The organism is Aquitalea magnusonii, assembly GCF_003202035.1.
Taxonomy (GTDB): Bacteria; Pseudomonadota; Gammaproteobacteria; order Burkholderiales; family Chromobacteriaceae; genus Aquitalea; species Aquitalea magnusonii.
Genome location: NZ_QJKC01000001.1, coordinates 261,113 through 286,751 on the forward strand (window position 1 = coordinate 261,113; position 25,639 = coordinate 286,751).

23 protein-coding genes are annotated in these 25,639 nt (G+C 57.6%); 8 read left to right on the forward strand and 15 right to left on the reverse strand.

Annotated features, from left to right (window positions below; all coding sequences use genetic code 11):
• Positions 1 to 39: 39 nt before the first annotated feature.
• From DFR38_RS01220 to DFR38_RS01230, 3 genes are all read left to right on the forward strand, one after another.
• On the forward strand, positions 40 to 1,053 hold the full coding sequence (locus DFR38_RS01220) for a hypothetical protein (RefSeq protein ID WP_059285691.1): 1,014 nt from the start codon (positions 40 to 42) through the stop codon (positions 1,051 to 1,053).
• 7 nt (positions 1,054 to 1,060) lie between these two features.
• Positions 1,061 to 2,752 (forward strand): single-stranded-DNA-specific exonuclease RecJ, encoded by a 1,692-nt coding sequence (recJ, locus tag DFR38_RS01225; RefSeq protein ID WP_059285692.1) that lies wholly within the window; start codon positions 1,061 to 1,063, stop codon positions 2,750 to 2,752.
• Positions 2,753 to 2,877: 125 nt separating this feature from the next.
• On the forward strand, positions 2,878 to 3,840 hold the full coding sequence (locus DFR38_RS01230) for a fimbrial protein (protein ID WP_082693389.1): 963 nt from the start codon (positions 2,878 to 2,880) through the stop codon (positions 3,838 to 3,840).
• A 170-nt stretch (positions 3,841 to 4,010) separates the two neighbouring features.
• Here the strand turns inward: DFR38_RS01230 and DFR38_RS01235 are convergent, their stop codons facing one another.
• Both DFR38_RS01235 and gdhA read right to left on the reverse strand, forming a co-directional pair.
• On the reverse strand, positions 4,011 to 4,718 hold the full coding sequence (locus tag DFR38_RS01235) for a hypothetical protein (RefSeq protein ID WP_059285693.1): 708 nt from the start codon (positions 4,716 to 4,718) through the stop codon (positions 4,011 to 4,013).
• A gap of 65 nt (positions 4,719 to 4,783) precedes the next feature.
• Entirely contained in the window at positions 4,784 to 6,121 is a 1,338-nt protein-coding gene (gene gdhA / locus DFR38_RS01240; protein WP_059285694.1) for an NADP-specific glutamate dehydrogenase, read from the reverse strand.
• Between the two features lie 265 nt (positions 6,122 to 6,386).
• On the opposite strand from gdhA, the gene DFR38_RS01245 reads away from it, so the two are divergent.
• Both DFR38_RS01245 and DFR38_RS01250 read left to right on the forward strand, forming a co-directional pair.
• Positions 6,387 to 7,868 carry a DNA recombination protein RmuC gene (locus DFR38_RS01245; protein ID WP_244909878.1) on the forward strand — a complete coding sequence of 494 codons (1,482 nt, stop codon included), beginning with the start codon at positions 6,387 to 6,389 and terminating at the stop codon, positions 7,866 to 7,868.
• Between the two features lie 153 nt (positions 7,869 to 8,021).
• Complete coding sequence (locus tag DFR38_RS01250; RefSeq protein WP_059285695.1) at positions 8,022 to 8,276, forward strand: hypothetical protein; 255 nt, start codon at positions 8,022 to 8,024, stop codon at positions 8,274 to 8,276.
• Positions 8,277 to 8,358: 82 nt separating this feature from the next.
• Here DFR38_RS01250 and DFR38_RS01255 read toward each other — a convergent pair whose 3' ends face one another.
• Positions 8,359 to 9,411 (reverse strand): NADP(H)-dependent aldo-keto reductase, encoded by a 1,053-nt coding sequence (locus tag DFR38_RS01255; protein WP_059285696.1) that lies wholly within the window; start codon positions 9,409 to 9,411, stop codon positions 8,359 to 8,361.
• A gap of 246 nt (positions 9,412 to 9,657) precedes the next feature.
• Between DFR38_RS01255 and DFR38_RS01260 the strand changes: the two genes are divergently transcribed.
• Positions 9,658 to 10,113, forward strand: a complete 456-nt coding sequence (locus DFR38_RS01260) for a hypothetical protein (RefSeq protein ID WP_146215892.1) — start codon at positions 9,658 to 9,660, stop codon at positions 10,111 to 10,113.
• Positions 10,114 to 10,673: 560 nt separating this feature from the next.
• Here the strand turns inward: DFR38_RS01260 and DFR38_RS01265 are convergent.
• The 8 genes from DFR38_RS01265 to DFR38_RS20865 form a co-directional block, all read right to left on the reverse strand.
• A complete protein-coding gene (locus tag DFR38_RS01265) occupies positions 10,674 to 10,907 on the reverse strand; it encodes a hypothetical protein (RefSeq protein WP_110312879.1) in 234 nt (77 codons plus the stop codon).
• 1 nt (position 10,908) lies between these two features.
• A complete protein-coding gene (locus DFR38_RS01270; RefSeq protein WP_110312880.1) occupies positions 10,909 to 12,117 on the reverse strand; it encodes a zonular occludens toxin domain-containing protein in 1,209 nt (402 codons plus the stop codon).
• Between the two features lie 172 nt (positions 12,118 to 12,289).
• The gene (locus tag DFR38_RS01275; protein WP_059285934.1) at positions 12,290 to 12,610 is read right to left on the reverse strand and encodes a DUF2523 domain-containing protein; all 321 of its coding nucleotides are present in this window, start codon (positions 12,608 to 12,610) and stop codon (positions 12,290 to 12,292) included.
• 5 nt (positions 12,611 to 12,615) lie between these two features.
• On the reverse strand, positions 12,616 to 13,935 hold the full coding sequence (locus DFR38_RS20860) for a virulence factor TspB C-terminal domain-related protein (RefSeq protein ID WP_146215893.1): 1,320 nt from the start codon (positions 13,933 to 13,935) through the stop codon (positions 12,616 to 12,618).
• A 68-nt stretch (positions 13,936 to 14,003) separates the two neighbouring features.
• Entirely contained in the window at positions 14,004 to 14,237 is a 234-nt protein-coding gene (locus DFR38_RS01290) for a major capsid protein (RefSeq protein ID WP_059285937.1), read from the reverse strand.
• 241 nt (positions 14,238 to 14,478) lie between these two features.
• Positions 14,479 to 15,624, reverse strand: coding sequence for a phage/plasmid replication domain-containing protein (locus DFR38_RS01300; RefSeq protein ID WP_059285938.1), 1,146 nt, complete (start codon positions 15,622 to 15,624; stop codon positions 14,479 to 14,481).
• A 6-nt stretch (positions 15,625 to 15,630) separates the two neighbouring features.
• Positions 15,631 to 15,960: a hypothetical protein gene (locus tag DFR38_RS01305; RefSeq protein ID WP_146215894.1), complete on the reverse strand. Its 330-nt coding sequence runs from the start codon at positions 15,958 to 15,960 to the stop codon at positions 15,631 to 15,633.
• A 10-nt stretch (positions 15,961 to 15,970) separates the two neighbouring features.
• Positions 15,971 to 16,282 (reverse strand): hypothetical protein, encoded by a 312-nt coding sequence (locus DFR38_RS20865; protein WP_146215895.1) that lies wholly within the window; start codon positions 16,280 to 16,282, stop codon positions 15,971 to 15,973.
• Between the two features lie 98 nt (positions 16,283 to 16,380).
• Between DFR38_RS20865 and DFR38_RS01310 the strand changes: the two genes are divergently transcribed.
• Both DFR38_RS01310 and DFR38_RS01315 read left to right on the forward strand, forming a co-directional pair.
• Positions 16,381 to 16,899 carry a helix-turn-helix domain-containing protein gene (locus tag DFR38_RS01310; RefSeq protein ID WP_059285940.1) on the forward strand — a complete coding sequence of 173 codons (519 nt, stop codon included), beginning with the start codon at positions 16,381 to 16,383 and terminating at the stop codon, positions 16,897 to 16,899.
• 667 nt (positions 16,900 to 17,566) lie between these two features.
• Positions 17,567 to 18,736 carry a tyrosine-type recombinase/integrase gene (locus DFR38_RS01315; protein WP_059285941.1) on the forward strand — a complete coding sequence of 390 codons (1,170 nt, stop codon included), beginning with the start codon at positions 17,567 to 17,569 and terminating at the stop codon, positions 18,734 to 18,736.
• A gap of 30 nt (positions 18,737 to 18,766) precedes the next feature.
• Here DFR38_RS01315 and DFR38_RS01320 read toward each other — a convergent pair whose 3' ends face one another.
• From DFR38_RS01320 to DFR38_RS01335, 4 genes are all read right to left on the reverse strand, one after another.
• Positions 18,767 to 20,164, reverse strand: a complete 1,398-nt coding sequence (locus tag DFR38_RS01320; RefSeq protein WP_059285942.1) for an EAL and HDOD domain-containing protein — start codon at positions 20,162 to 20,164, stop codon at positions 18,767 to 18,769.
• A gap of 146 nt (positions 20,165 to 20,310) precedes the next feature.
• A complete protein-coding gene (locus DFR38_RS01325) occupies positions 20,311 to 20,961 on the reverse strand; it encodes a TetR family transcriptional regulator (protein WP_146215896.1) in 651 nt (216 codons plus the stop codon).
• Between the two features lie 91 nt (positions 20,962 to 21,052).
• Complete coding sequence (gene adeC, locus DFR38_RS01330) at positions 21,053 to 22,492, reverse strand: AdeC/AdeK/OprM family multidrug efflux complex outer membrane factor (RefSeq protein WP_110312882.1); 1,440 nt, start codon at positions 22,490 to 22,492, stop codon at positions 21,053 to 21,055.
• Positions 22,492 to 25,635: an efflux RND transporter permease subunit gene (locus DFR38_RS01335; RefSeq protein WP_110312883.1), complete on the reverse strand. Its 3,144-nt coding sequence runs from the start codon at positions 25,633 to 25,635 to the stop codon at positions 22,492 to 22,494. Before DFR38_RS01335 ends, adeC begins: the two co-directional genes overlap by 1 nt.
• Between the last annotated feature and the right edge of the window lie 4 nt (positions 25,636 to 25,639).

The following is a 25,639-nucleotide window of genomic DNA, read 5'->3' on the forward strand; positions in this document are numbered from 1 at the left end:
GGCAGAAAACCTGCCCGCCACCTGCCTGTACCTCAATCAATGAAGCTGACACTGCTGATGCCCGGCCTGAGCTGGCTGGATGCCCATGACGGGGCCGAAGTTTGTCGCGGACTGGCGCTGCCTGCCTTGTCCATCCTGCTGGGACGCGGAAGCCGCCGCCCCCTGAGCAGTACCTTGAGCCAACTCTATCAACAGCCGCTGGGCATGCCTGGCGCCAGCATCGCCAGCCAGCTGGCGCAACGCGCCGGACTGGGTGCAGGCCACTGGCTGCTGGCCGATCCGGTGCATGTGCGCATCGACCGTGACCGTGCCCTGCTGGCTGATGTCGGCGTGATGAGCATCTCCCAGCACGAAGCGGACGCCTTGCTGCTCAGCCTGAACCAGCATTTTGCCGAAGACGGCCTGCAATTCCATGCGCTGCAACCAGGCCGCTGGCTGCTGCAACTGCCAGAGGCCAGCCGCGCCAGCTTTACCCCACTGCCCGATGCCGTGGGCGAAAACGTCAACGAACATCTTCCCGCCGGTGAGCGTGGACTGCACTGGAACCGCCTGCTCAACGAGATGCAGATGCTGCTGTACATCCACCCACTGAATGATGAGCGCGAGGCACGTGGTGAACTGGCGGTCAATAGCGTCTGGCTGTGGGGCGATGCCGTCGAGGCAGGGCGGGGTAGCGCCGTGGAGCGGCCGGATCTTGTTCTGGCCGATGATGAGCTGCTGCAACTGCAGGCGACGGCAGCCGGACTGCCCTGCGACGCGGCCCCATACGCTTGCGAAGGCTTGCTGGCGGCTGCCGGCAAGAGCGAGCATGTGCTGCTGGTACAAGATGCCTTGCTGGCCGCGGCCCAGTACCGCGACGCCTGGGGCTGGCGCGAACAACTGCAACGCATGGAGCAGGACTGGTTCGCGCCCTTGCTGCAACTGCTCAAGCAGGGGCAGCTGCAGCAGCTGCGACTGCTGAGTCACGGCCCGGCCGGGTTCGAGTTAACCGTTTCCCGCCCTGCACTGTGGAAATTCTGGCAACGGCCGCAAGCGCCGGCAGCCCTGTACTGAGAACGCCATGTCACGCATTGTTACCCGCAGTGTCTCTGCGCACGCCCATTCCGCCCTGGTCGCCCAGGGGCTGAGTCCACTGATGGCACGTCTGTATGCCGCCCGCGGCATTGCCGGCAGCGACGAGCTGGACTACACCCTCAAGGCCTTGCTGCCTTATCAGCAAATGAAAAACATCCAGGCCATGGCCCGACGGCTGGCCGACGCCATCGCCAGCGGCCAGCGCATGCTGGTGGTGGCCGATTACGATGCCGATGGTGCCACCGCCTGCTCGGTCGCGGTCAAGGGCCTGTCCATGCTGGGCGGCAAGGTGGACTTCATCGTGCCCAACCGCTTTGAGTACGGCTATGGCCTGACGCCGGAAATTGTCGAACTGGCCGCGCAAAGCCAGCCCGACATCATCGTCACCGTGGACAATGGCATTGCCAGCGTGGCCGGGGTAGAGCGGGCGCGTGCACTGGGCATCGAAGTATTGATTACCGACCATCACCTGCCGGGCGACACGCTGCCGCAGGCGCTGATCGTCAATCCCAACCAGCCCGGCTGCGAATTTCCCTCCAAGAATCTGGCCGGGGTGGGGGTGATGTTCTATGTCTTGATGGCCTTGCGTGCCGAGCAACGCCAGCGCGGCGTATACGCCGGCATGACCGAGCCGAATCTGGGTGAACTGCTCGACTATGTGGCGCTGGGCACGGTGGCTGATGTGGTCAGGCTGGACCAGAACAACCGCATCCTGGTGGAAAACGGCCTGCGTCGCATGCGCGCCGGCCGCATGGCACCGGGCATTGCCGCGCTATTTCGCATTGCCGGCCGCGCCCACTACAAGGCCAACACTTTTGATTTGGGCTTTACCCTGGGGCCACGGCTGAATGCCGCCGGGCGGCTGGATGACATGAGTCTGGGCATTGCCTGCCTGCTGGCTGGCAATGAAAGCCAGGCCATGACGCTGGCGCAGGAGCTGGACCGGCTTAACCGCGAGCGCCGTGTTATTGAACACGGCATGCAGGACGAAGCGCTGGCCGTGCTGGCCAGCATTGATCCGGCCGACCGCTACACGCTCACCTTGTACCGTGACGACTGGCATCAAGGGGTGGTGGGCATTGTGGCCTCGCGCCTGAAGGAACGCTTCCATCGCCCCTCCATTGTGTTCGCCCCCGGCGACGAAGGAGAAATCAAGGGTTCGGGCCGCTCCATTCCCGGCTTTCATCTGCGCGATGCGCTGGACCTGGTGTACAAGCGCCATCCCGGCCTGATCCTGAAATTTGGTGGCCATGCCATGGCAGCTGGCATGACGCTGGCAGAAGCACGTTTTGGCGAATTTCAGCAGGCCTTCGAACAGGTGGCGCGTGAACTGCTGGATGAAAACCAGCTGACCCGTACCATCGAGACCGATGGCGGACTGGATGCGCGCGAGCTGCATCTGCCCTTTGCCGAAGAACTGGCGGCCGAGGTCTGGGGACAGGGTTTTCCGGTTCCGTATTTTTACGACCGCTTTGCCGTGATGAGCCAGCGCGTGGTGGGAGACAAGCATCTGAAGCTGCGCATTGCCAAACAGGGGCAGGAATTCGACGCCATGCTGTTCAATCAGGTGGACTGGCTGCCGGACAATATCAATGCCGTCTACCAGCTGGTGGCGAATGAATGGCAGGGGCGCAAGGAGTTGCAGATTTATCTGCAGCACTGGGTGGCGGTGGAGTAAGGCATCGTAATTAAGAAATTTCCTTGGGCATTCAAGGTCGTTGTTTGATTGAATTGCACGATAGCTACATTTATTGTTGAAATTTTTACAGTGAAAGAGGGTGCACTGTGTATAAAACAATAAAAATGCTATTGTATTTGCTGGCAATCTTTTTTACTGACTTTGCATATGCAGCCTGCACCACCAGTGCTGGCCCAGGAAAGATTCTGACTTTTACACTTTCCAATTACACCCCTCCCAGTTTTAATCCCACGGTAGCCATTGGCACCGTTCTTTACACTCAGACCCTGAATGTAAATGGTGCTGGAACCGTGAATTGTCCTGGCGGGGTGAGAAAATCCGTCTATCAAGGGGTGAGCACCTACGGCGCCTATAATGCGACCTACAACACCTATCCAACCAGCATTGACGGAATCGGCATCCGCATTGGCCCTGCTGGCAGTTTTTGGCCGGTGCTCCCTCCGGACAGAGGGAGTAATCCAACCATTACTTACTCCGCATTCAATATCCCCTTTGCCTTGATCAAGACCGGGCCCATCACGGCCGGCGGCACCCTTAGCGGAGAAGTCGCTGGCATATGGGTTGAAAATTATGCCACTCAGGTTGTGACAATCAACTGGGCAGGTGCAGTGGTGGTACAGCCTGTGGTTCCGACTTGCACACCGGCCACTTCCTCAATGACGGTCAATTTTGGTAGTCACAGTGCCGCGTCTTTGGCGGGAATAGGTAGCACCACGCCACCCTTGCCTTTTAATTTAACCTTGAACTGTGGCGGAGGGAGTGCCGGCTCCAATACCAGGGTTTACATTACACTGACCGACTTAAGCAACCCATCCAACATCAGCAATACTCTTTCATTGAGCGCTGATTCCACCGCGAAGGGGCTGGGGATTCAGATTCAAAATAATGGGAAATTGATCAGTTACGGACCGGACTCCACTAGCGCCGGCAATACCGGTCAATGGTTTGCCGGATCGGCAATGAATGGCATTTTCAGCATTCCCCTTTCGGCAAATTATATAAGGACAGGCAGCATTGCCGCCGGGACAGCCAATGGCAAAGCAACATTCACGCTTAGTTATCGATAGGCTGATTGGTTTTGACATGGCTCCGGCTGAGGAATCAGCCTGAGGAATCTGCAGCAGCGATAGCTAGGCCATGGCGCAGCACGGTCGATGGTGGATGACGCAGCATTATTGGCAGCCCGCACATGGCGGTGGCGGCCATCCGGCCCACGGCGGAGAGTAAAGCGGCAAGGTTACTGGTAGCGTGGCTGCCCGATGGCCAGTTGGTCGTGATCGCGATAGTGGCTGCCCGGCCCCAGCGACCTGGCCCAGCCGGCCAGACTGCCATCCGGCAAGGTGTAGAGTCGGATGGTGCCGCGCCCAATACCGGTTTGCTGGCTGCCATCCTCGCGGTAGCGGGTGTCGCCTTTCCAATGGGGTCCCGACGAATCGATCACTTCCACAGCCCACTGCACAGTGCCATCGATTTGCGGCTTTTGTTGCGGGTTCAATAACTGTGGCAGGGCGTTGATGATCATCACATGCCCGGTGTCTTTTTCATTCTGGTACTTGGCAGCAAAGATATCGCCCGGCTGCACCTGTCCGATTCCTGCGCGCCGGATAAATCCCTGACTGGCGGCGATGGCCTCGTAATAATTTTCTGCCTTGGGATAAGCCTTCCAGTGGCCATGCTGCACGGCAGTCAGTGCCTGACTGTTGAGGCGCTCGAACAGGGCATCGATCAGGCCGCTGCAGTCGGTCTTGACTTCCGGCTCACTGACTCGGCCAAACAGTCCCCAATCACCCTTCCAGCGCACCCAGCCATTGTGCTGGTAACTATTACGTGCCGGACTGACTTCCTCCAGCAGTTGACGGGCCAGCTGCAAATGAGGCGGGACTTCATCGGCAGCGGCCAGGGATGCATGCAGAATCAGCAACAGGAACAGGAACAGGAAACGCATAAGGGGAATCGATGGAGCGGAATGCTGCATTATCACCGCAGGCGCTGCCACCGACCACCCCTGTGTTACAACACCCCTTGCGCCAGCATGGCATCCGCCACTTTGACAAAGCCGGCGATATTGGCACCGCGCACATAGCTGTGGCGGCCATCCGGCCCGCGGCCATGAGCCAGGCAAGCCTGGTGAATGCCCTGCATGATGGAGTGCAGGCGCGCATCCACCTCGCCATGACTCCAGTTCAACCGCGCGGCGTTCTGGCTCATCTCCAGGCCGGAGGTGGCCACGCCGCCGGCATTGCTGGCCTTGCCCGGGGCATACAGCACGCCAGCCTCCTCAAACAGCCGCACGGCTTCCAGCGTGGAAGGCATGTTTGCCCCCTCTGCCACGCAGCACACGCCATTGGCAATCAACTGGCGCGCATCAGCGGCATCCAGTTCATTCTGGGTGGCGCAGGGCAGGGCAACATCCACCGGCACGGACCAGGGGCGGGTGCCAGCATGAAACGGTAGCCCCACGCGGGCCGCATAGTCGCTGACCCGACCATACAAATGGTTTTTCACCTCCATCAGCTCAGCCAGCTTTTCCGGGGTAAAACCGGCCTCGTCAATGACTGTGCCGCTGGAGTCGGACACCGTCAGTACCCTGGCGCCCAGCTCCATCGCCTTGGCCACCGCATATTGCGCCACATTGCCGGAGCCAGACACGCTGATGCGCAAACCCTCCAGCGACAGGCCGCGCGTCTGCAGCATTTCCTGGGCGAAATACACCGTGCCAAAGCCGGTGGCTTCCGGGCGCATCAGCGAGCCGCCATAACTCAGCCCCTTGCCGGTAAACACGCAGTCCGCACGATTGTTCAGCTTCTTCACCATGCCGGCCATATAACCCACCTCGCGGCCACCGACACCGATATCACCCGCCGGCACATCGGTATCGGCACCGATATGACGTTGCAGTTCGCTGGCAAAGGCCTGACAGAAACGCATCACCTCGGCCGGGCTCTTGCCCTTGGGGTCGAAGTCGGCCCCACCCTTGGCCCCACCCATCGGCAGGGTGGTCAAGGCGTTTTTCAGGGTTTGCTCAAATGCCAGAAACTTCAGCACCGAGAGATTCACTGAAGGATGAAAGCGGATGCCACCCTTGTAAGGGCCAATGGCCATGCTGTGCTGGATCCGGTAGCCGCGATTCACTTGCACCCGCCCATGGTCGTCGCTCCAGCAGACCCGGAACATCACGATGCGCTCCGGTTCGACCAGTCGCTCCAGCAAAGAGTGCTCGGTATAACGCGGATGCTGCTGTAAAAAGGGCTCCAGGCTGGCGATGACCTCGCTTACCGCCTGCAAGTATTCCGGCTGGTCTGGGTTGCGGGCCTGGATGTGCTGTAAAAATGGCTGAAGACTGGGCATGATGAATGGCTTTGCAAGCAGTGGGTTTGAATGACGTTGCCGTGCAACGGCGGATGGCTATTTTGTCCCAGAATTGCCGTGCGATTGCCTTGGCAGGCGACATTGGGAATATTCTGCGAGCGGAACGGAAATACAGCGTGCCTGATCAGAAATCCTCTGGCCGCGCATGCCCGGCCATGCAGCTTGCCGGCACGCCTCATGAATTGGTACGAAATCAAATAATCAGTTATGCTTGCCCGCAACCGACATGCTGCAGGAAGAACCGATGATTGAGTTGGCACTGGGTATATTGCTGGGCGCGACAAGCGGCCTGCTGCTGGCGCGTTACCAGCTACTACGCCGCCAGCAGCTGGAATACCAGCAATGGCTGCAGCGCGAAGCCACCTTGCAGGCACAGCTGCAGGCCGCGCAGGACAATTACGCACAGGCTGCACAACGCGAGGGCGCCTTGCAGCAAGAACTGGCCGGTTTGCGCCAGCAGTTGAACGAGGCGCAACAGCAAACCGCAGCACACTGGGCCAGCCGGCAGGAGCAGGCCAGGCAGCTGGAGCAACTGCGCAGCGAATGGCAGCAACAACAGCAGCAACTGCGCCAGTACGGCGAGGAAGTGGTGCGACTGGGCGGCCGGGAGCAGGAGCTGCAAACCCTGTTGCAACAGGAAAAACAGCAATCCGCTGAAAAACTGGCCTTGCTCAGCGAAGCGCGCGAAACGCTCGGCAACCAGTTCAAGGCATTGGCCAGCGACATCCTCGAAGAAAAGTCCAAACGGTTTACCGAGCAGAACCAGCAAAACATCGGTGCCATGCTTGGCCCGCTGCACGAACGCATCCAGGGTTTTGGCAAGCTGGTGCAGGACACATATGACAAGGATTCCAAAGAGCGGCTGACGCTGGAGCATGAATTGCGTCGCCTGCAGGAGCTGAATACCCGGCTGAACCAGGACGCGGTGGCCCTGACCCAGGCACTGACCGGTGCCAGCAACAAGACCCAGGGCGGCTGGGGCGAAATGGTGCTGGAAAAGGTGCTGGAAACATCCGGCCTCAGCCGTGACCGCGAATACCGGGTACAGGTGTCGGATGTGGTGGAGACCGAAGATGGCCTCAAACGCTATCAGCCGGATGTGGTGATCGACCTGCCGGAAGGCAAGCAGCTGGTGGTTGATTCCAAGGTCAGCCTGAATGCCTATGTACGCTATGTGGCCAGCGATGACGCAGCCGTGCGCGAACAAGAGCTGAAGCTGCATGTGGCGGCCATCCGCCAGCATATCCGCAGCTTGTCGGAAAAGCGCTACCAGGACCTTTACCATCTCAATACCGTTGATTTCGTCTTCATGTTCATCCCGGTCGAGCCGGCTTACCTGCTGGCGGTACAGCATGACATGAGCCTGTTCAATGAGGCTTTCGAACGCCGCATCATGATCGTCGGCCCCAGCACCCTGCTGGCCACCCTGCGCACGGTGGCCAGCATCTGGCGCTACGAATACCAGAACCAGAATGCCCAGGAAATTGCCCGGCAGAGCGGTGCCATGTACGACAAGCTGGCTGGCTTTGTCGGCAATATGGAAAAGCTGGGCAAGCAGCTGGACAGCACTCGCGACACGTTTGGCGATGCAATGAGGCAACTCTCCAGCGGCCGCGGCAATTTGCTATCCAGTGCGGAAAGACTGCGCAAGATGGGCATCAAACCCAACAAGCAGCTACCGGGGCACTTGCTGGACGCCGGCGCGGAAGAGGGGAGCGACGAGTGAAGCGGCCGGCAGCAAAGAGCGAACAAACTCCGGGCCTGCCTGCTTGTCACAGACGGGGGATGAACAATGCCGCGCAAATGGTAAGATAGCGCCCGGCGAAACATGAAACAGGGTCGCCGCCTTGCGGCCCGCATTGATAACAGGAGTAACAGTATGGTGTTCTTCAAGATCCCGATGCGCAATTCCAGCGAATGGGAAAAAATGTACGATTTCATCGTGGTGGAGATGAAATCCGCCGACGAACTGGATGATGTGCTGTCCGCCACCCTGTACGACGTATTCGGCGAATTCGATGACGACCAGCCGGAACACTGGCAGCCGCAACAGCTGACACTGGAACAAGCGCTGGCATCCGGCTGGCCGATTTTCAGCTACGCCATGTATCAGCGCGAAAAAGACATCGAATAAGCCAGGCCCTTACGTCTGCCAAAGCAAAAGCCCTGATTGATCAGGGCTTTTTTGTTATTGCTCGGCACCGCAATGGCAGGTTTTAGGGGCAGGGATTGGGCATGCGGCTGTGAATGGCCTCCAGCTCCTGCAGCACGGTTTCATCCAGTGTCAGATGAATGCTGTCCAGGTTTTCCTGCAGCTGGGGCAGGGTGGTCGCACCAATGATATTGCTGGTGACGAAAGGACGGCTATTGACGAAGGCCAGCGCCATCTGGGCCGGGCTCAGGCCGTGGCGTTGCGCCAGTTCGACATAAGCCAGCGCCGCCAGCGCGGCACCTTCACTGCTATAGCGGGTAAAGCGCTCGAACAGCGTCAGGCGCGCAGCGGCAGGGCGCGCGCCGTGCAGATACTTGCCGGACAGGACGCCAAAAGCCAGCGGCGAATACGCTAGCAGGCCAATGTTTTCGCGCCGGCTGAACTCGGACAAGCCGATCTCAAACAGCCGGTTGAGCAGGCTGTAAGGATTCTGGATGCTCACCACACGCGGCAAACCGAGATTTTCCGAGGCTTTCAGAAACTGGGCCAAGCCCCAGGGCGTTTCATTGGACAAGCCGATGGCACGGATTTTACCGGCATCGATAAACTCCTTGAGAATGGCCAGTGTTTCCTCGATCGGCGTGCTGCCATCCGGATCGTCCTGCCAGGGGAAGCCAAGCGCACCAAAGTTATTGGCGGTGCGATCCGGCCAGTGCAGCTGATACAGATCCAGATAATCGGTTTGCAGGCGGCGCAGACTGTCATCCAGCGCCTGGGTCAGGTTCTTGCGGTCGAAGTGCGGCTTGCCATCCCGAAAGTGGCTTGGCCGCTTGGGGTCAGTCGCCGGACCCACAGCCTTGCTGGCCAGCACAATGCGCTCACGCAAACCGGATTTCTTCAGCCAGCTGCCGATATAGCTCTCGGTCAGTCCCTGGGTTTCCGGCCGTGGCGGTACCGGATACATCTCGGCAGCGTCGATCAGATTGACGCCGTGCGCCAGCGCCATATCGATCTGGCTGTGCGCTTCGGCTTCTGTATTTTGTTCACCCCAGGTCATGGTGCCCAGTGCGATTACACTGACCGAGACATCGGTATCGCCCAACTTGCGGTATTGCATGATGCTTGTCTTTCTGTGCGGGTGGGTCAAGCCAGCTATGGTAGCGGGCCACAAGCCGGGTGAGAAGCCGGACATGACCACGGCAAGAACATGGTTTGGCTTTATGCCGTGGTTTACATGAGTTCGCATAATATATATTATGTCAAATACGCTATCATGGCGTACATGGCCTTGCGACTGGCCTTGCTGAGCACCACAAAGCTGTTCGGCATACCGTAACGAGCCGATCAACGACATTGGCGTTACATGATGCGTCGTAAATTCCCCTGGTGCGAATTCTCCTGCAGCCCGACCGAACTGGTTCGGGCTGTTTGTTTTGGTGACCTCTACACGGTGGCCAGCGAATGCGGTCTGCAGCCCGACCAGCTAGGCCGCTGGCGATCTGGCCGCGAACCTGTGCCGAAATGGGCATTCATCCTGCTGTCTGGCCGCAATAGCGTCACGCTGCCGGCTTCTGCCGGGCCATGGCGAGGCTTTCGCGTGTCCGATGATGGTTTGCTGCTGGAATGTCCCGCAACGCGTGTGCGGCTGCGCTATGAGGATGTGGCCATGATGCCCGAGTACCGCAAGGCGCACCGACTTGTCCAGGAACAAGCTGAGCTGATTGAACGGCTGATGATGGAACGCGATTTCTACCGCAGGAACTGCCACCACCAAGCGAAGTACGGGGCCCTACTCTACCGCCTGTTTCCTGACGAATAACGCCCTTGCTGCACGACGTTTTTTCGTCGGTTTCCTGCGGCAAAATTCTCAAAATGAGAAAAAAGACGGGTATTACATAGTCACCCGTCTACTTCGGGTGGCTTCGCCACCCCCGCTACGCGGCTTGCGCGGTGATGCTCGCCGCGGTGGGGCGTAGCCCCTTCCCGCGCTCGCATCTTCCCGCGCTTGCCTTGTTGTCGGTGATGTCATGGCCTGCACCTGCTAAATGCCCAGCAAGGGCGATAAATCCGCCCATGCCAGGCATTAAGCCCCCGTACCCTACCAACCGGAACGATAGATCTGTTCCGGCCGGCAGTGCCTACGGGTACGCCGTCCCGGCGAGGTTTGGTAATCAGGTTCAGAGGAGCAAGGTTCTGGAGTTGGCCGGAGGCCAACTCTGTCTGCAATGAAGTGAGGGGGTTTGGCTGCTGACGTGCAAGGCCGCGCATCCATGAAGGCAAATTAGTGCTGCAGCTTAGGATAACGGCTTTGACACCCGAGCAACTGGCTACTAAAAAGTGTTGTATTTAATGCATTTTAAGACTGGCACGAAAATAGCATTATTGACATTTAGAGTTACATATCTTTTTGAATTGGCTTTTTAGCTCTGAATCGTAGTAACGGCGAACGACACGACGAGCTATACGCCACCAAATCGGATACATGACAAGGTAAAACCACGGCTCAGCCCAGCGAAGCAGAATAGGCACAACAGAAGCAAGAAAGGCCCCAAAAAAGCCGGCAGCAATAGCAATCTGCAAAACAATAGACAGCGGTATAGAAATCAGGTCCATATCAATTCGCGGCAGAAGCCGCTCTCCTCTTCATGGTCAAGCCGGGATGCTGGCGCAAATCATCAAAACGGTTACCTTGCGGGTCTGAATCGCCCATAACAGCAAACTGAGAATTAACAGGCGATTGCCGGCCTTGCAGCGGGGTTTGGCGCGGCTGCTGAGTCTCGGGCACTACATTGCGTGGCTCAGCATAGCGGTCGTCTCTGCGTCCCTGCTGCTCGTCAACATAGGGGTCAAACTCAGAACGCTCTACCCTCGCCTTGCACTTGTCCAGGGGAAGATCAACAGGCGTACCCTGCTGAGTGAAGCACCCGCACTTCTTTGTGCTGGCAATGCAAGCAACAATACGGGGAAAGGTTCTAGGAACAGCAAGGTCGTCGTATCGAGGGGCAGTCTCAGGAGCCTCTGGAATACGGGGAATCCTCTCCTGAATGGCCATTAAAATGGTTTTCGGAGGTTTCCCCCCGGCGCTAACCGCCCCACCTTGCAAGGGGGAGCCAGCACCCGACTGTTGTGGGTTCGGAGCGCCGGGCGCAAGCTGCGCTTGCATCTGGTGAGGTGTCACCCAGAACATCTGGTAAAGCTTCCAGCCCAGAAAGCCCAAAGCAAATAAAACGAATACGGCGAGTATCAAAAGCTGTTTAAGCTTTTTGGGCATCTGGAATTTATGGGTGTGAGCTTCTGCACTTTTGTACCAGCTATAAACTTCCTTCGGAAAAACGAATACCTTGTTGTCCAGGCATGACTTAGTCGCAGAACGAGAATTCGGGTTTTCTTGGCAACCCTCTTGCCAAGTGAGGAGCGTAGAACGCTGAGCGCCAAACTGACGAACCAAATGACGATGCGTCCCCACAAGTTTACGGATATGAGCATCCATAAGGCTTGGATGCTGAGTAATAAGAACAACGTCGATACCGAGGTGGCGGTGTGTTTCGAACATTGATACATGCTTAGGAACAACGCCACCTGACCGCCTAACGCCAAATATTCTCTGGCACTCATCAATGACCACAATGGCCTCAGCAGGTAATTCAAACCACTTTTCAGGGTCTTCCAATTCAATCCAGCCGAGCAATTCTTTGCCTTTATCAGATAGTGGAATACCTGAGTAATAAACTTGACGATTTTCATTGTCGGCCTTTTCTTTTAGCCATTGAAGAGTAAATAGGGTTTTGCCACTGCCGGGTGTTGCGGTAATGAGGTAAATCATAAATGATCACCAATAAAAATAAGAAAAGCAAAAAAGAATGCATTAAAACAAGAAACACAAGACAGTTTTAAAAATAATGCGTAGTGATGAAATGACTTTTCAGCGAAAAAAGCAAAGATAATCGACATAAAAAAGAAAAGAACAGGGAAAAAATAATGGGAAATAATTTCCATCACTTACCCCCAAATCCAGAAAACTTAATCTGAGAATAATTACCAGCCTTATCCATACCGGCCAATGTAAGGCGAATTGTATAAGCGCTAAATAATAACGAGAAACAAACACCAAGACCGGACATGCCAAGAATATTTACAGCATCAGAACCAAAGCCAGAAGTGAAACCCATAATCGCAGATTTCAACTTGCCGACAATCAAGTTGACGCCAATGAACGTCACAGAGCCGACGCCAATAGCAGTCAATATACGGGCAATAAGGGCGCTCAGAATAGAACTAATAACACCCCAAACAACAGGAATCAACCAAGCGGGCATGGCAATTACCTCTTGAGAATAATAGCGACAGCAACTAGAAAGCCGCAGGCAATAACAGCAGGACGGAGACGAGCGACAATGTCACAGAATGGGCTGTAATCAATAGTCCAATTCCACTCAGTAATGTAAAGCGGAACAACAACAACCTTAGGAGCAGGACAAGAACCACCGCCGAAGAAATCGGACGTATCCAGCATGCTGGATATATCACCACCAGCAGAAGCAAGGGATGAAGGCGAACCACCATCGGGGCCGGAAAGGCCAGAGCCTAGATTACAGACCCAGTCAGGCAAGCCAGTGCATTTGCCGGGGTCTTGTGAGTCAGTGCCGGAAGCATTGGGAGAACCGCCATTTGAAGGGCTGGAAGCGCCAGTACCCGGATTATTAGAGTTACCGCCAGAATTACCAGAACCACCAGAACCAGAACCAGAGCCTCCCGGTTTTGAATTAGGATCAACACAAACAGTTTGTTGACCCGTGGAAATCTTATTCCAACCATCAGGGCAATTAGCATTAGAATCAGGCTGAGTATTCGGATAGCACTTGAAAGCGCCAGTTGAATCAATGGTTCCAATATAGTTAGCAGCGCAATTGCCATTAGCATCTTTACCAGTTGCAGGATCAGCAACAGGCGCATTAGACGAAGGAATTGGGCCAGCGCCAAAACAACCTTGAAGTGTTTTTCCATTAGCAGAGACAGTGCCCCAATACTCATCAGACTTACAATTTCCGGGAGATTGAGGCAAAGGCTGTGGAAGCGCAGGCATATTTCCGGAATTCGGATTAGATGGGTCAGCTACTTGAGCAGTAGCAGTACAGGTAAAACCAGTGTAATCCATATACAACGGGGGACCGAGAGGATTAAAACGGGCAGTCATGCTACAACCAACACCCGGCGGCGGGTCGCAATCATCTGGCATTGTGGCAGGCGCAGAAGGAATGCCACACATAGAAGAACTAGAAATATCACTCATAGCCAAGCCCCATCCTTTTTTTGCAGCACAACGGGCAGCAATATTAGACATTGAGCAAGTTGGACGAGTATTTTTACAAACACCATTAACATCAGACGTGCCAGAGGGGCAAGAATAAATAGCGTCGCCGTAAAAACGGGTAATCCGAGGTGATTCAGCATTGCAAGTATATGCGTTTTCATAAACATTAGTCCCCGGCACTTTCATATAACCGAGAGAAGAACCACCACCATTAGGCGCAGACGGAGGAACACCCGTATAAGACCAGCATTTATTATCAATCACATCATCAGCGAAAGAGTATCCAGCCAGCCCCAACAAAAGCAATAATAACGAAATAACCCGCCACATTACGCACCCCTGTCACAGAATAAAAAAAGGGTGGCAGATGCCACCCCTGCCATTAACCCGGCGTTAAATCAGGAGCGGGCAAGAGCGCCCTTGACCATGCCATACAGCTTGATCAGACCCTGTACACCCAGAACAGCAGCACCGATAGCGGAAACAGCAGCCAAGCCAGTGCCGATAAGGGTCACCAGACTGGAAACGTCAACACCGGCAGTATCAGCAAAAGCCGGAGTAGCAACAACCGAAGCAACGATGACAGCGAGTGCCAGACGCTGAACCGAGGAAACGCGAGAAGCGATAGTCATTAGTTTTCACCTTGAGATGAAGAAAGGAAATTGCCGATATTCCTGTAAAGCCAAGCAGACCCCCAAACGAGTAAGATAGCCCCGGAAATCAAAGAACCATCAGCGAGGGAAAGCGGCGGGAACATCGGCTGCAGAGTGGCTACCTCTTGCGGGGAAAGCAGGAGATAGCCTTGACACGACTGAGGGGAATCAGTCGTGGCAATGAAGGAGCCATCGGACTGTGCCTGGACGCAAAGGGACATTAAGCAGCCTCTCGCGCAGGCTCAGCCGGAACAGCTGAAAGCGTCATACGGCGCTGGTGATTCCAATACCAATCAGGTGCGGAATCCAGCGGCTTGAGTTCAATAACCTTGATCACAGAAGCGAACTTCTGCAGGGTGGGCAGAGGCTCAGAAATATCCAAGCCGTAGTCGCGCAGCACCTTTGAGTGCCGGTAAAAAGTGGGCGTGGAAAGAAGCGTTTTCACGTTCTCACCGCGCAGGAAAGCGGCGGCAGTCATGCGGACTTTGGCCGGGAGAGCGTCCAGCTCGAGACGGGTCACATCAGCCTTCACGCGGCCAATCAGCGGGTTTACTTCATCGTCAAAAAGCTCAGTCAGTTTTTCCATGGTGATATCCCCGAGGAAGCGCAAGCGGTTGTCGCGGAGGAGCAGGCGTCCCGCTTCCAATTCCAGACGGACAACACCCTCTTGCAGGCAATATTGATAAACGGGGTCAGCTTCGACCTGTTGGCGTTTGCGGCCATGACGATGCACGAGCATTTCAACGTGCTTGATGTAGGCCTTGAGAAGTTTGCGACCGCCTTTGCGGCCCCATTGGGTAGTTGACTCGCCAGCACGGCCACGGCGGACATTGCTCATCGACTGCGTAGCCAGCCAGTCAATGACAGCCTGTGCGTTAGCTGCAGAGCCTGCAGCGTAGTTGCGTGTCAGGTGAATGTTGCTGATAGAAGCGCCGGTCCAATACTCAAACAGACCATGCTTCACATCGTGTGCAGACGGGTTAGGGTTTATCACCTGCTCACCAGCGGTGAAAGGTGGCAAACCGTAACGCGCCAGCAGCTCGTTACAACGCTGCAGGGTGGCGTCAAAGTCCAAGTTAAAAAGGTTGTCGCACCGATCGAGACGGCCAATGTTGCCAGTAAGCTCAACGGTGAAGCCGTCAGACTTGATGATGACGAGGGAGTCAAACGAACCACGGATTTTCTTGCGTGACTGCATGGCCCATTCAGGGTCTTCGCAGTACTCCCCCGTATCATCCGAGCGCGGAAACTTGCCAATGACGCCTTCATCGACCATGGGAATGGTCGGCACCAACTCGCCGGTTTCCAGATCGAGGCGACCCGGATGCCGTTGCTTGATGGTGATGGAGTCAATGAAAAGTGACATGGCGCTTTACTGTTTTGCAGGCTGGGGAACGAGGGCCGCCCAACTGGTGACGTTCTCCACCACCAAGACAACAATGTTTTTGCCGCCTTCACGGGTAAGACGGGAGCCGGTTACAACATCGGCCAAGCAGGGGTAAGTCATTTCCTTGAGCTTCGGAATAGCGCTCTCAGCCACCTCGACAGGGGCTTGCTCATAGCCTCTCACTTCTCGGGTGTAGCCTTCCTTTTTGAAGTCAGAGGCTTGGAAATGGGCAGACAGTGAAGCCATGCTGTAAGCCTTGCCGGACTTCTGGGAAACCCCGAAGGAGTGTTCGAACATCGTAAGAAGCATTTTCATGAAATAAACCTCAATGAATTGAAAGCAGGTGAGCGTGAGAAACGGGCTTGACGCGGTAATTAACGCTATGGTCATGGCCTACAAACCAAAACAAACCATGGCAATAACAAGACGGGCCAAAAAAGGGAGCTTTTTTGGAAGCAGGGTAATCACCAAAATGCTTGGCAGCCTCACATTGCCAACGGTAAGCAAGCTGCTTCACAACAGCAGGAATGCGGCGAATAACAAAGCCGGAGCCGGTCACGTAAAAACCACGGCTGCAAGACATCAGGATGTGCGAAAAAGACTTCCACATTCCGCAACGCTTTAGACGGTAGGTCATGGCCAGCTCCTGCTAAAATTAGGAATACGGCTAGTGCACTCAGGCGAGTGCATGACAGAATGCTATTGCACTCATGTGAGTGCAGTCAAGGGACGCACATGAAAAAAAGCACGGAGTACCTGATCGAGGCGATTGAGAAGCTAGGCGAGAGCAGTAAAGCGAAAGCAGCTGAAAGGCTGAAAATCAGTCGAAACACAATCGTTCAGTACATAAACGGTGAACGCATCATGGACGACTTCGCCTGCATCATGGTTGCAGACGTGCTTGGCATACAGGGCATGGAAATCATCGCGGCGGCCCAGATGGAGCGTGAGACCAGCGAGGACCGAAAGAGGGTGTGGGAGGATTTCAGAAGAAAGCTCGGCGTGATGGGAGTGGCCGGGCTGATGGCGGTGGCAATGATGGGACTCCCCCAACAGGCGAAGGCTAGCGAAGCGGGGAAGGAGGGCTTTAATAAGCAATCGCTTATATATTATGTCAAATATAGTATCGGGCATGATCCAGTACAACAGGCAAGGCATCATCAAGCCCAGCCTGCCGGATGGGAGCGCCTTGTACACATCAGCTTGCACACCAGACTGACTAAACACGGCTTGCTGACAGGAGGTTTTGCCTGAGCACGCAGTTGATTGCATTGGATGACTGCTGCACGGCTGGCAAGGCAGACCACAATCACCTGTCCCTGCATGACGCGCACAGCCAACCATCGGACCAGCAGGCTGTGCATTGCTTGCCAGTAGCTCGCCCAGCACTGTTTCAAGTCAGGTCGAACATAGGGCTGCAGGCATGGCAAGGCTGCTTGGCCATCATGCATCCGGCAGTCGCTGGTGGTCTGCAAGCACCAGACGCGACAAGCAGCAAGCCATGCAGCAAATACTGAGTACCAGTAGCAGCGCATCCGTTGCCAACAGCTGCGCATCGGGAGTTTCGCTGATGTGGTGTATGGCATGGCGGGCATGGATGGAAATGGGTGTCGTGGTCGATCGGCAACACCGGGAGTCGGCAGGATACTGTCCATGCCCGCGCCCGGTTGCCTGCTGCGGGCTGGCAGGGCCACGCCTCCCCTGCGACCCTGGCTTGCCTGCATGCATGCAGACCCGGCCATGGCTACGCTTGCGGCGAAATGAGCGTGTCGACAACAGCGGGCGAGTTGGCCAAAAGCTGGTTATAATTCACCATTATCCACATAATGTTGATATTTATTTCAATGAATAATTACAAATCAACCAGCATCCGCATGGCGGATTTGGCTGCGGCCGGAGTGATTGATTGAATTTCCCTGCCTTGATTATTGAGACGGATGCCGATACTGCCACAGCCAGTTCGGCCACATTGCAGCCTGCCGCGGCGCATGGCTGGAATCGCCAGCAAGGTGCCTGTCTGATCGATGCTGATTCCGATGTCGAGGCTGTGCGCACCTGGCTCAAGGAATATCGCCAGCGGCCGCGCACGCTGGACTCCTACCGCAAGGAAGCCGAGCGCTTCCTGTTATGGGCCTCGCTCAAACGTGGCAAGAACCTGTCGGACATCAATCGCGATGATGTGCTGGAATACAGCGAGTTTCTGCGCAATCCGGATATCAGCTGGTGCGGGCCAACCCGACCGCGCAGCCACCCGGACTGGAAGCCGTTTGCCAAGTGGTCGCCACACAAACACGGCCTGTCAGCGTCCTCCTGCCTGCAGGCCCAGGTGATTCTGGCCAATTTGTTCCGCTATCTGGTTGAAGCCGGCTATTTGCGCCACAACCCGTTCGCTCTCAAACGCGGGCGCACACCCGACGCACGGGTCATCCATGACGAACGTCTGCTGGAAAAAGAAACCATAGATTTCCTGTTCGACTGGCTGGAAACCTTGCCGGCGGAAACCGAGCGGGAAAAGCGCCATGCCGAGCGCGCCTTGTGGATCATCTCGCTGTACTACTACACAGCAGCCCGCTTGCGCGAAATTCCGACGGCACGCATGGCAGACATCCGGCTGATCCGGGGTAACTGGTGGTTCCGGGTGACCGGCAAGGGTGACAAGGAAGGGCTGGTGCCGGTGCCGGCGGCGCTGTTGACCGCCTTGCAGCGTTATCGCCGTTTCCTGGGGCTGACGCCCCTGCCCTCGCCGGCGGAAACCACGCCACTGGTGTGCAGCGTGTATGGCGAGATGGCCGCCATCAGCGCCGATTCGCTGTACAAAATCATCAAGTCCATCATGAAATCTGCTGCGGATGATGCACGCGCCAACGGCCACAGCCAGATTGCCGCCAATCTGGAACATGCCACCACCCACTGGCTGCGGCATAGTTCGGCCTCGCATCAGCTGGAGGCCGGCCTGCCCTTGCTGACCGTCAGCCAGAACCTGCGGCATGCGCAGATTGAAACCACCCGGCGCTATCTGCATACCGAAGATGATGACCGGCATCAGGCCACCGTCAACTGGAGCAAGCCCGGCAAGCGCAGCCGCGACTAGTGCGCCGGCAGGTGCCGGGCAACCGTGGCGCTACACCCCTTCCACATTGCTCTGCACTTCGCTTTCGCTCAGCACCTCTTGCGCCCACACCACCGCTTCCATATATACGCTGCTCACCTGGTCAAGCTCGATCTCCAGTTGCCCGGCCAGCTCGGCAATGCCTTCGCCATCGTCCTGCTCGCAAGCCATCGCCAACTGCAAGGGGGCGGCAAACAGCCCTTTGTGCTGCAGCAGGGCATCCGAAATCATAAAGGGCAGGTCGAGTGGCTCCAGCGCCTCGGCCAGCGGCAGATTGAGCAAATCACCCAGCAGGGAAAACATGCCGGTCAGAAACAGGTGCTCGGCTTCCAGCTTGTTGCCACGAATGATGCCCAGCTCCTCCATGAAATGGGCACGGATCAAGGACTTTTCCAGCAAGGACAGGGTTGCCCCGCTGTCGCCATCCGAGCTGAACAGCAGCAATGACAACCACTTGAACAAGGCGCTGCGTCCCAACAGCATCAGCCCCTCGTCGATGGTCTGGATCTTGCGCGACAGGCCGTTCACCGGCGAATTGACAAAGCGCAGCAGCTTGAACAGCAGTAAGGAATCCAGCTTGAACTGGGCCTCTATCTCGGCCACCGGCGCATTGGCACGCAGCAGGCGCATGATTTCCAGCACCCTGCCCTGGCTGGCGGCTTCTTTCTGACTGACCCGGCTTTGCGCCACCGACAGATAAGAACCATGAAACAGTGCAAAACGGTCGCTATTGGGCGAGTGGCGGCATAGCGCCAGTTCTTCGGCCGTATTGATATTGCGCGCCAGCCAGCGCATTTGCGGATAACGTTGCGGCAATTGCTCCAGCAAGGGGAACAATGCCCGGGTATTGGGCGCGGCAAAGTCCAGCACCATGTAATCCACGCGCTGGTACAGCGCCAGCGCGACCGGAGCCGTGCCGTAGCGTGCCGGCTCCACGGCAAAGCGCAGGCCGGCGGCCCGCAGCGCATCCAGCTGTGGCATCAGGGTATCGGCCAGCTGTTCTCCATCCTGCAGCTCCAGCAGATAAATGGCGCTGGCGGCTGGCAGTTGCTGCTGCAGCAAATCATCCAGCGAGGCCAGTGACACATGAATGAATGCCCGCCGGTAAGCCAGCAGGCGGAAGATATTCATGTTTTTCAAGGTATTGAACAGCAACTGGTCGAAGCTGCGGCGACTGGCGGCCGGCCGGGACACCGCCACACTGTCCTTGACGGCAAATTCGTAGGCGACAATGCGTTGCGACTGATCCTGAATGGGCTGGTGCGAAACAAAGCCCAGTGTCTGTGGCAGGCTGAAGGGAGCGGCCTGGACGGCAACATCCTCTTCTACCACGGTTTGCGCCTGCGCTGGCAGGCTGTCTGCTGCCGTCTCTCCCCGCCCGAGCAAGCCACCGAATATTTTTTTGAACATGATTCACTCTCTGACTGAAACGACTGTCTGGCCGAGCCCCCGCTAATGATGGCCAGCATGCCGACAGCCTGGCTGACAAGACAGGCAGGGCATGACCATGACAGTGTAGCCAGTATTGCTGCAAAGGGAAAATCAGATACTGCGGCTTACCGTGCGGCCGGCAGCCAGCAATCGGCGACAAACACGCCGGCAAAAAATGGCGTCAGTAGCTGTTCGCAATGTCTTTCCAGATCGACCACTTGCGGGTTGATCATCCAGCTGTCGACCAGGCCGCAAATCATCGAATGCAGGCAGCCGGAGGCACAGGCAAGATCGATACCCGGCCTGACCTGCCCTTTTTCCGCCGCCTGCGTCAGCATGGCGTGCAGATTGCCGACCTTGTCCCTCAGCCAGGTGCGATCGAGCAGATAGGAGTTTTGCATTTCGCCGACAAATTCGCAGCGCAGGTTGATGATGCCCACCACGCGGGCAATGCGCGGACTGGTGGCCACCAGCTGCAGCACTTCACAGCAGTGTTGCCACAAACGCTGCGCCGGACTCAGCTCCGGGCAATAATCCTCGGCCAGCAGCGCCTGCATCATTTCCTCGAAGCGGGGAAAGGCCCGCTCGCACATGGCGTTGAACAGGTCGGACTTGTTATCAAAGTGCCAGTAGATGGCGCCACGGGTCAGCCCGGCGTGTTCGGCGATGCCGGCCAGTGTGGTCTTGCTGACGCCCTGCTCCCAGAACAGCTGCTCGGCAGCATCCAGCAGCAGCTGCCGGGTCTTGTCTGCTTCTTCTTTGGTCTTGCGTGCCATCTTGTCATCACCGGAATCATGGCCGGGTGCATTGCCCGGCCTTTGGAATAGGATCTGCAACCGCCATGCCGCAGGGCATGGCGGTCTTGGCTTAGCCAGCCTGATCCGGCGCTTGCCAGCCACCACCCAGCACCTTGTACAAGGTCACCAGGTTGGACGCCTGCGACAAACGGGTGCTGATCAGGTTTTGCTGCGCAGCATACAGGCTGCGCTGGGCCACCAGCAAGGTGAGGTAGCTATCCACCCCCACCTTGAAGCGGGCCTCGGACAGCTGCAGGCTGCGCTGGCTGGCCTGTACCAGCGCCTGCTGCGCGCGCAGCTGGGTACCCACCGTGCCACGCACCGCCAGCGCATCCGCCACCTCGCCAAAGGCGGTCTGAATGGCCTTTTCGTACTTGGCCACCGCGATGTCCCGCGCCACTTTGGCTGACTCGAGATTGGCGCTCAGGCTGCCGGCATTGAAGATGGGCAGATTGAGCGAGGGGCTGAACGACCAGCTGCCACTGCCGGCCTTGAACAGATCGGACAGATTGCTGGAGCTGGCACCGGCACTGGCGGTCAGGCTGATGCTGGGGAAAAACCTGGCGCGCGCCGCACCGATATTGGCATTGGCCGCTTTCAGGTCGTGCTCTGCCGCCAGAATATCCGGACGGCGCTGCAGCAGCGCGGATGGCAGGCCGGCCGGTACATCGGCAAGCCGGCCCTGGGTTTCCAGATCGCCACCTTGCAGGATGTCCGCCGGAATGCTGCTGCCCACCAGCAGGGTCAGTGCGTTTTCATCCTGCGCCAGCTGTCGCTGATAGCTGGCCTGGTCGGCCAGTGCCGTCTGCACGGTGGTGTCGGCATCGCTCAGGTCCAGCTCGGTTGCCGCGCCCACCTCCAGCTTGCGCCGGGTCAGCTCGTAGGAAGCCTGCTGCGACTTGAGCGTTTGCTGCGCCACTTGCAGGTGCTGCCGGTCGGCCAGCAGGGTCAGATAGGCATTGGCCACTTCGGCCACCAGCGAAATCTGCGTGCTGCGCCGGGTTTCCTCCAGCGAGAAATAGTTTTCCAGCGCCTGTTGTTTCAGGCTGGACAGGCGGCCGAACACATCCAGCTCGTAAGCGCTGAAGCCGATGCCAGCTGTGTAGCTATGGCTGATGTACTCCTGACCAGTACTGCTGATGCTGGCCGGCACACGCTGACTGGTGCCGCTGCCGCTGGCACTGACCGCAGGAAACAGATTGGCTTTTTCAATCTGGTACTGCGCGCGCGCCGCTTCGATATTCAGTGCCGCCACGCGCAGGTCGCGGTTATTCTGCAGCGCCAGTGTGATCAGCTGCCGCATGGCCGGATCGCTGAAAAACTGCTGCCAGGCCAGCTGATCAGCCGGGATGCTGCCCGCCGTGCTGGCCGGCACGCCCAGATAGGCCGGGCCGCTCGGCCATTGCGCCGCTACCGGCGACGCGGGCTGCTGATATTGCGGAATCAGCGAGCAGCCCGCCAGTGCAGTCGCCAACAGCGACAGGCTGCACAGTTTGATGAATCGGGACATTACAGGCCCTCCTTGCTGATGCCATGCAGCTCATCCGCCCGTTTCTTGGGCGGGAAGCGCCGGCGGATGACCACGAAGAATACCGGAACCAGGAAAATCGCCAGCACGGTGGCGGAGATCATGCCGCCCATCACCCCGGTACCGATGGCGTTCTGACTGCCAGAGCCCGCGCCATGGCTGATCACCAGCGGCAAGATGCCGAGAATGAAGGCCAGCGAGGTCATCAGGATGGGGCGCAGGCGCATGCGTACCGCTTCCATGGTGGCGGCAATCAGCTCCTGGCCATGCTCCTGCTGCTCCTTGGCAAATTCCACGATCAGAATGGCATTCTTGGAAGCCAGGCCAATGGTGGTCAGCAGCCCCACCTGGAAATACACGTCATTGGACAGGCCACGCAGGCTGGCTGCCAGCAAGGCACCGATCACCCCCAGCGGCACCACCATCATCACCGAGAAGGGAATCGACCAGCTTTCATACAGTGCCGCCAGGCACAGGAAAACAATCAGCAGCGAAATGGCGTACAGCGCCGGCGCTTGCGAGCCGGACAGGCGCTCTTCATAGGACAGGCCGGTCCATTCGTAGCCGATGCCGGCCGGCAGCTGCTTGATCATGTTTTCCATCTCGCTCATCGCGGTGCCGGTACTGACACCAGGTGCAGGAGAGCCCTGGATTTCCACCGACGACTGGCCGTTGTAACGCTCCAGTCGTGGCGAGCCAAAGCCCCAGTGCGAGCTGGCAAAGGCCGAGAATGGCACCATGCTGCCGCCGCTGTTGCGCACATACCAGTTGCCCAGGTCTTCCGGCGACATGCGGTAAGGCGCATCACCTTGCAGATAGACCTTCTTGATACGGCCACGGTCGATGAAATCGTTGACATAGGTGGAACCCACCGCCGTGCTGAGCGTGCTGTTGATGTCGGCCACCGACACCCCCAGCGCATTGGCCTTTTCGTGGTCGACATCCAGCAGGTATTGCGGGTTGTCGCTCAGGCCATTGGGACGCACTGCCATCAATAGCGGGTTCTTGGCCGCCATGCCCAGCAGCTGGTTACGCGCAGCCATCAGCTTGTCATGCCCCAGACCGGCACGGTCTTGCAGTTGCAGGTCGAAGCCGGAGGCATTGCCCAGTTCCATCACGGCCGGAGGCGCAAAGGCAAAAATCATCGCGTCGCGGATCTGGCTGAAGGCAGCCATGGCACGGCCGGACACCGCCTTCACGCTGAGGTCTGGCCGGTTGCGCTCATCCCAGGGCTTGAGCTGGACAAAGCCCAGGCCCATGTTCTGGCCGCTACCGGCAAAACCGAAGCCGGAGACAGTAAACAGCGAATTGACCGCCGGATCCGCCAGGAAATGCTTTTGCACCTGCAGCAAGACGGCATCGGTACGTTCCTGGGTGGCACCCGGTGGCAATTGCACCTGGGTAAACAGGATGCCCTGGTCTTCTTCCGGCAGGAAGGAAGTGGGCAAGCGCATGAACAACACCGCCATGGCGATGATGATGCCGATATAAATCACCATGTAGCGCAGCGATTTTTTCAGCATGCGGCCAACAATGCCTTGGTAACGCTCGCTATTGCGGTCGAAAGTGCGGTTGAACCAGCCAAACACGCCGGTGTATTCATGGCCGACACCATGGCCCTTCTCTACCGGCTTGAGCAGGGTGGCACACAGCGCCGGGGTCAGTACCAGTGCCACCAGCACCGACAGCGCCATCGACGACACCACGGTAATGGAGAACTGGCGGTAGATGACGCCAGTAGAACCGCCAAAGAAAGCCATCGGCACGAATACCGCCGCCAGCACCAGGGCAATGCCGATCAGTGCGCCGGTAATCTGCCCCATGGATTTGCGCGTGGCTTCGCGCGGCGGCAAGCCCTCCTCGCTCATCACCCGTTCCACGTTTTCCACCACCACGATGGCATCATCCACCAGCAGGCCGATGGCCAGCACCAGGCCGAACATGGTCAGGGTATTGATGGAAAAGCCGGTGGCTGCCATCACGCCAAAAGTACCCAGCAGCACCACCGGCACGGCAATGGTGGGAATCAGCGTGGCGCGGAAGTTTTGCAGGAACACATACATCACCACAAACACCAGGGCGATGGCTTCCACCAGGGTCTTGACCACTTCTTCGATGGAGATTTTTACAAACGGCGTCGTGTCATACGGATACACCGCCTTCACCCCCTTGGGGAAGTAGGCGGACAGCTCGGTTACCTTGTTGCGCACGGCCTGGGCGGTATCCAGCGCATTGGCACCGCTGGCCAGCTTGATGGCCACGCCGGTTGCCGGCTTGCCATTGAACAGGGCCTTGGTGCGATAGGTTTCGGCACCCAGCTCGATGCGCGCCACGTTTTTCAGCAGCACGCGCGAACCATCGGCATTCACCTTCAGCAGGATGTTGCCAAACTGCTCCGGGCTGGACAGCCGCGTCTGCGCCACGATGGTGGCGTTCAGCTGCTGGCCCGGCCTGGCCGGCAGGCCGCCCAGCTGGCCGGCCGATACCTGGGCGTTTTGCGCGGTAATGGCGGTGGTGACATCGCCGGTGGTCAGCTGGTAGCTGTTGAGCTTGTTGGGGTCCAGCCAGATGCGCATCGAATACTGCGAACCAAACAGCGACACTTCGCCCACGCCATTGACCCGGCTCAGGGTGTCCTGCAGATTGCTGGCCACATAGTCACCGAGGTCGGTGCCGTTCATACTGCCGTCTTCCGAGACAAAACCCACCACCATCAGGAAGTTACGTGCCGACTTGGTGACGGTAATGCCCTGCTGCTGCACCACGGTGGGCAAGGCCGCCATGGCAGACTGCAGCTTGTTTTGCACCTGGACCTGGGCGGTATCCGGATTGGTGCCGGCATCGAAGGTCATGGTGATGGTGACCGCACCGGTGTCGTCACTGGTGGAGTTCATATAACGCAGGTGGTCGATGCCCTGCATCTTCTGCTCGATCACCTGGGTCACGCTGTCTTCCACGGTTTTGGCCGAAGCACCGGGATAGGTGGCGTTGATGGCAATCTGCGGCGGCGCGATGGCCGGGTACTGTGACACCGGCAGGCTGCGAATCGACAGCAAGCCGGCCAGCATGATCACGATGGCGATCACCCAGGCGAAGATCGGCCGGTCAATAAAAAATTTCGACATGACT

Bases quoted from the DNA above. Each gene is read 5' to 3' on its own strand.
- DFR38_RS01275 (WP_059285934.1), bottom strand. From the start codon at position 12,610: ATGCCCGCTTGGTTGATTCCTGTTGTTTGGGGTGTTATTAGTTCTATT.
- DFR38_RS01305 (WP_146215894.1), bottom strand. From the start codon at position 15,960: ATGAAAATGCTTCTTACGATGTTCGAACACTCCTTCGGGGTTTCCCAG.
- DFR38_RS01335 (WP_110312883.1), bottom strand. From the start codon at position 25,635: ATGTCGAAATTTTTTATTGACCGGCCGATCTTCGCCTGGGTGATCGCC.
- DFR38_RS01260 (WP_146215892.1), top strand. From the start codon at position 9,658: ATGATGCGTCGTAAATTCCCCTGGTGCGAATTCTCCTGCAGCCCGACC.
- DFR38_RS01230 (WP_082693389.1), top strand. From the start codon at position 2,878: ATGCTATTGTATTTGCTGGCAATCTTTTTTACTGACTTTGCATATGCA.
- DFR38_RS01270 (WP_110312880.1), bottom strand. From the start codon at position 12,117: ATGATTTACCTCATTACCGCAACACCCGGCAGTGGCAAAACCCTATTT.
- DFR38_RS01255 (WP_059285696.1), bottom strand. From the start codon at position 9,411: ATGCAATACCGCAAGTTGGGCGATACCGATGTCTCGGTCAGTGTAATC.
- DFR38_RS01320 (WP_059285942.1), bottom strand. From the start codon at position 20,164: ATGTTCAAAAAAATATTCGGTGGCTTGCTCGGGCGGGGAGAGACGGCA.
- DFR38_RS01265 (WP_110312879.1), bottom strand. From the start codon at position 10,907: ATGGACCTGATTTCTATACCGCTGTCTATTGTTTTGCAGATTGCTATT.
- DFR38_RS01220 (WP_059285691.1), top strand. From the start codon at position 40: ATGAAGCTGACACTGCTGATGCCCGGCCTGAGCTGGCTGGATGCCCAT.
- DFR38_RS01290 (WP_059285937.1), bottom strand. From the start codon at position 14,237: ATGACTATCGCTTCTCGCGTTTCCTCGGTTCAGCGTCTGGCACTCGCT.
- DFR38_RS01250 (WP_059285695.1), top strand. From the start codon at position 8,022: ATGGTGTTCTTCAAGATCCCGATGCGCAATTCCAGCGAATGGGAAAAA.
- DFR38_RS20860 (WP_146215893.1), bottom strand. From the start codon at position 13,935: ATGTGGCGGGTTATTTCGTTATTATTGCTTTTGTTGGGGCTGGCTGGA.
- adeC (WP_110312882.1), bottom strand. From the start codon at position 22,492: ATGTCCCGATTCATCAAACTGTGCAGCCTGTCGCTGTTGGCGACTGCA.
- DFR38_RS01310 (WP_059285940.1), top strand. From the start codon at position 16,381: ATGAAAAAAAGCACGGAGTACCTGATCGAGGCGATTGAGAAGCTAGGC.
- DFR38_RS01325 (WP_146215896.1), bottom strand. From the start codon at position 20,961: ATGGCACGCAAGACCAAAGAAGAAGCAGACAAGACCCGGCAGCTGCTG.
- recJ (WP_059285692.1), top strand. From the start codon at position 1,061: ATGTCACGCATTGTTACCCGCAGTGTCTCTGCGCACGCCCATTCCGCC.
- DFR38_RS01235 (WP_059285693.1), bottom strand. From the start codon at position 4,718: ATGCGTTTCCTGTTCCTGTTCCTGTTGCTGATTCTGCATGCATCCCTG.
- gdhA (WP_059285694.1), bottom strand. From the start codon at position 6,121: ATGCCCAGTCTTCAGCCATTTTTACAGCACATCCAGGCCCGCAACCCA.
- DFR38_RS01300 (WP_059285938.1), bottom strand. From the start codon at position 15,624: ATGTCACTTTTCATTGACTCCATCACCATCAAGCAACGGCATCCGGGT.
- DFR38_RS01245 (WP_244909878.1), top strand. From the start codon at position 6,387: ATGATTGAGTTGGCACTGGGTATATTGCTGGGCGCGACAAGCGGCCTG.
- DFR38_RS20865 (WP_146215895.1), bottom strand. From the start codon at position 16,282: ATGACCTACCGTCTAAAGCGTTGCGGAATGTGGAAGTCTTTTTCGCAC.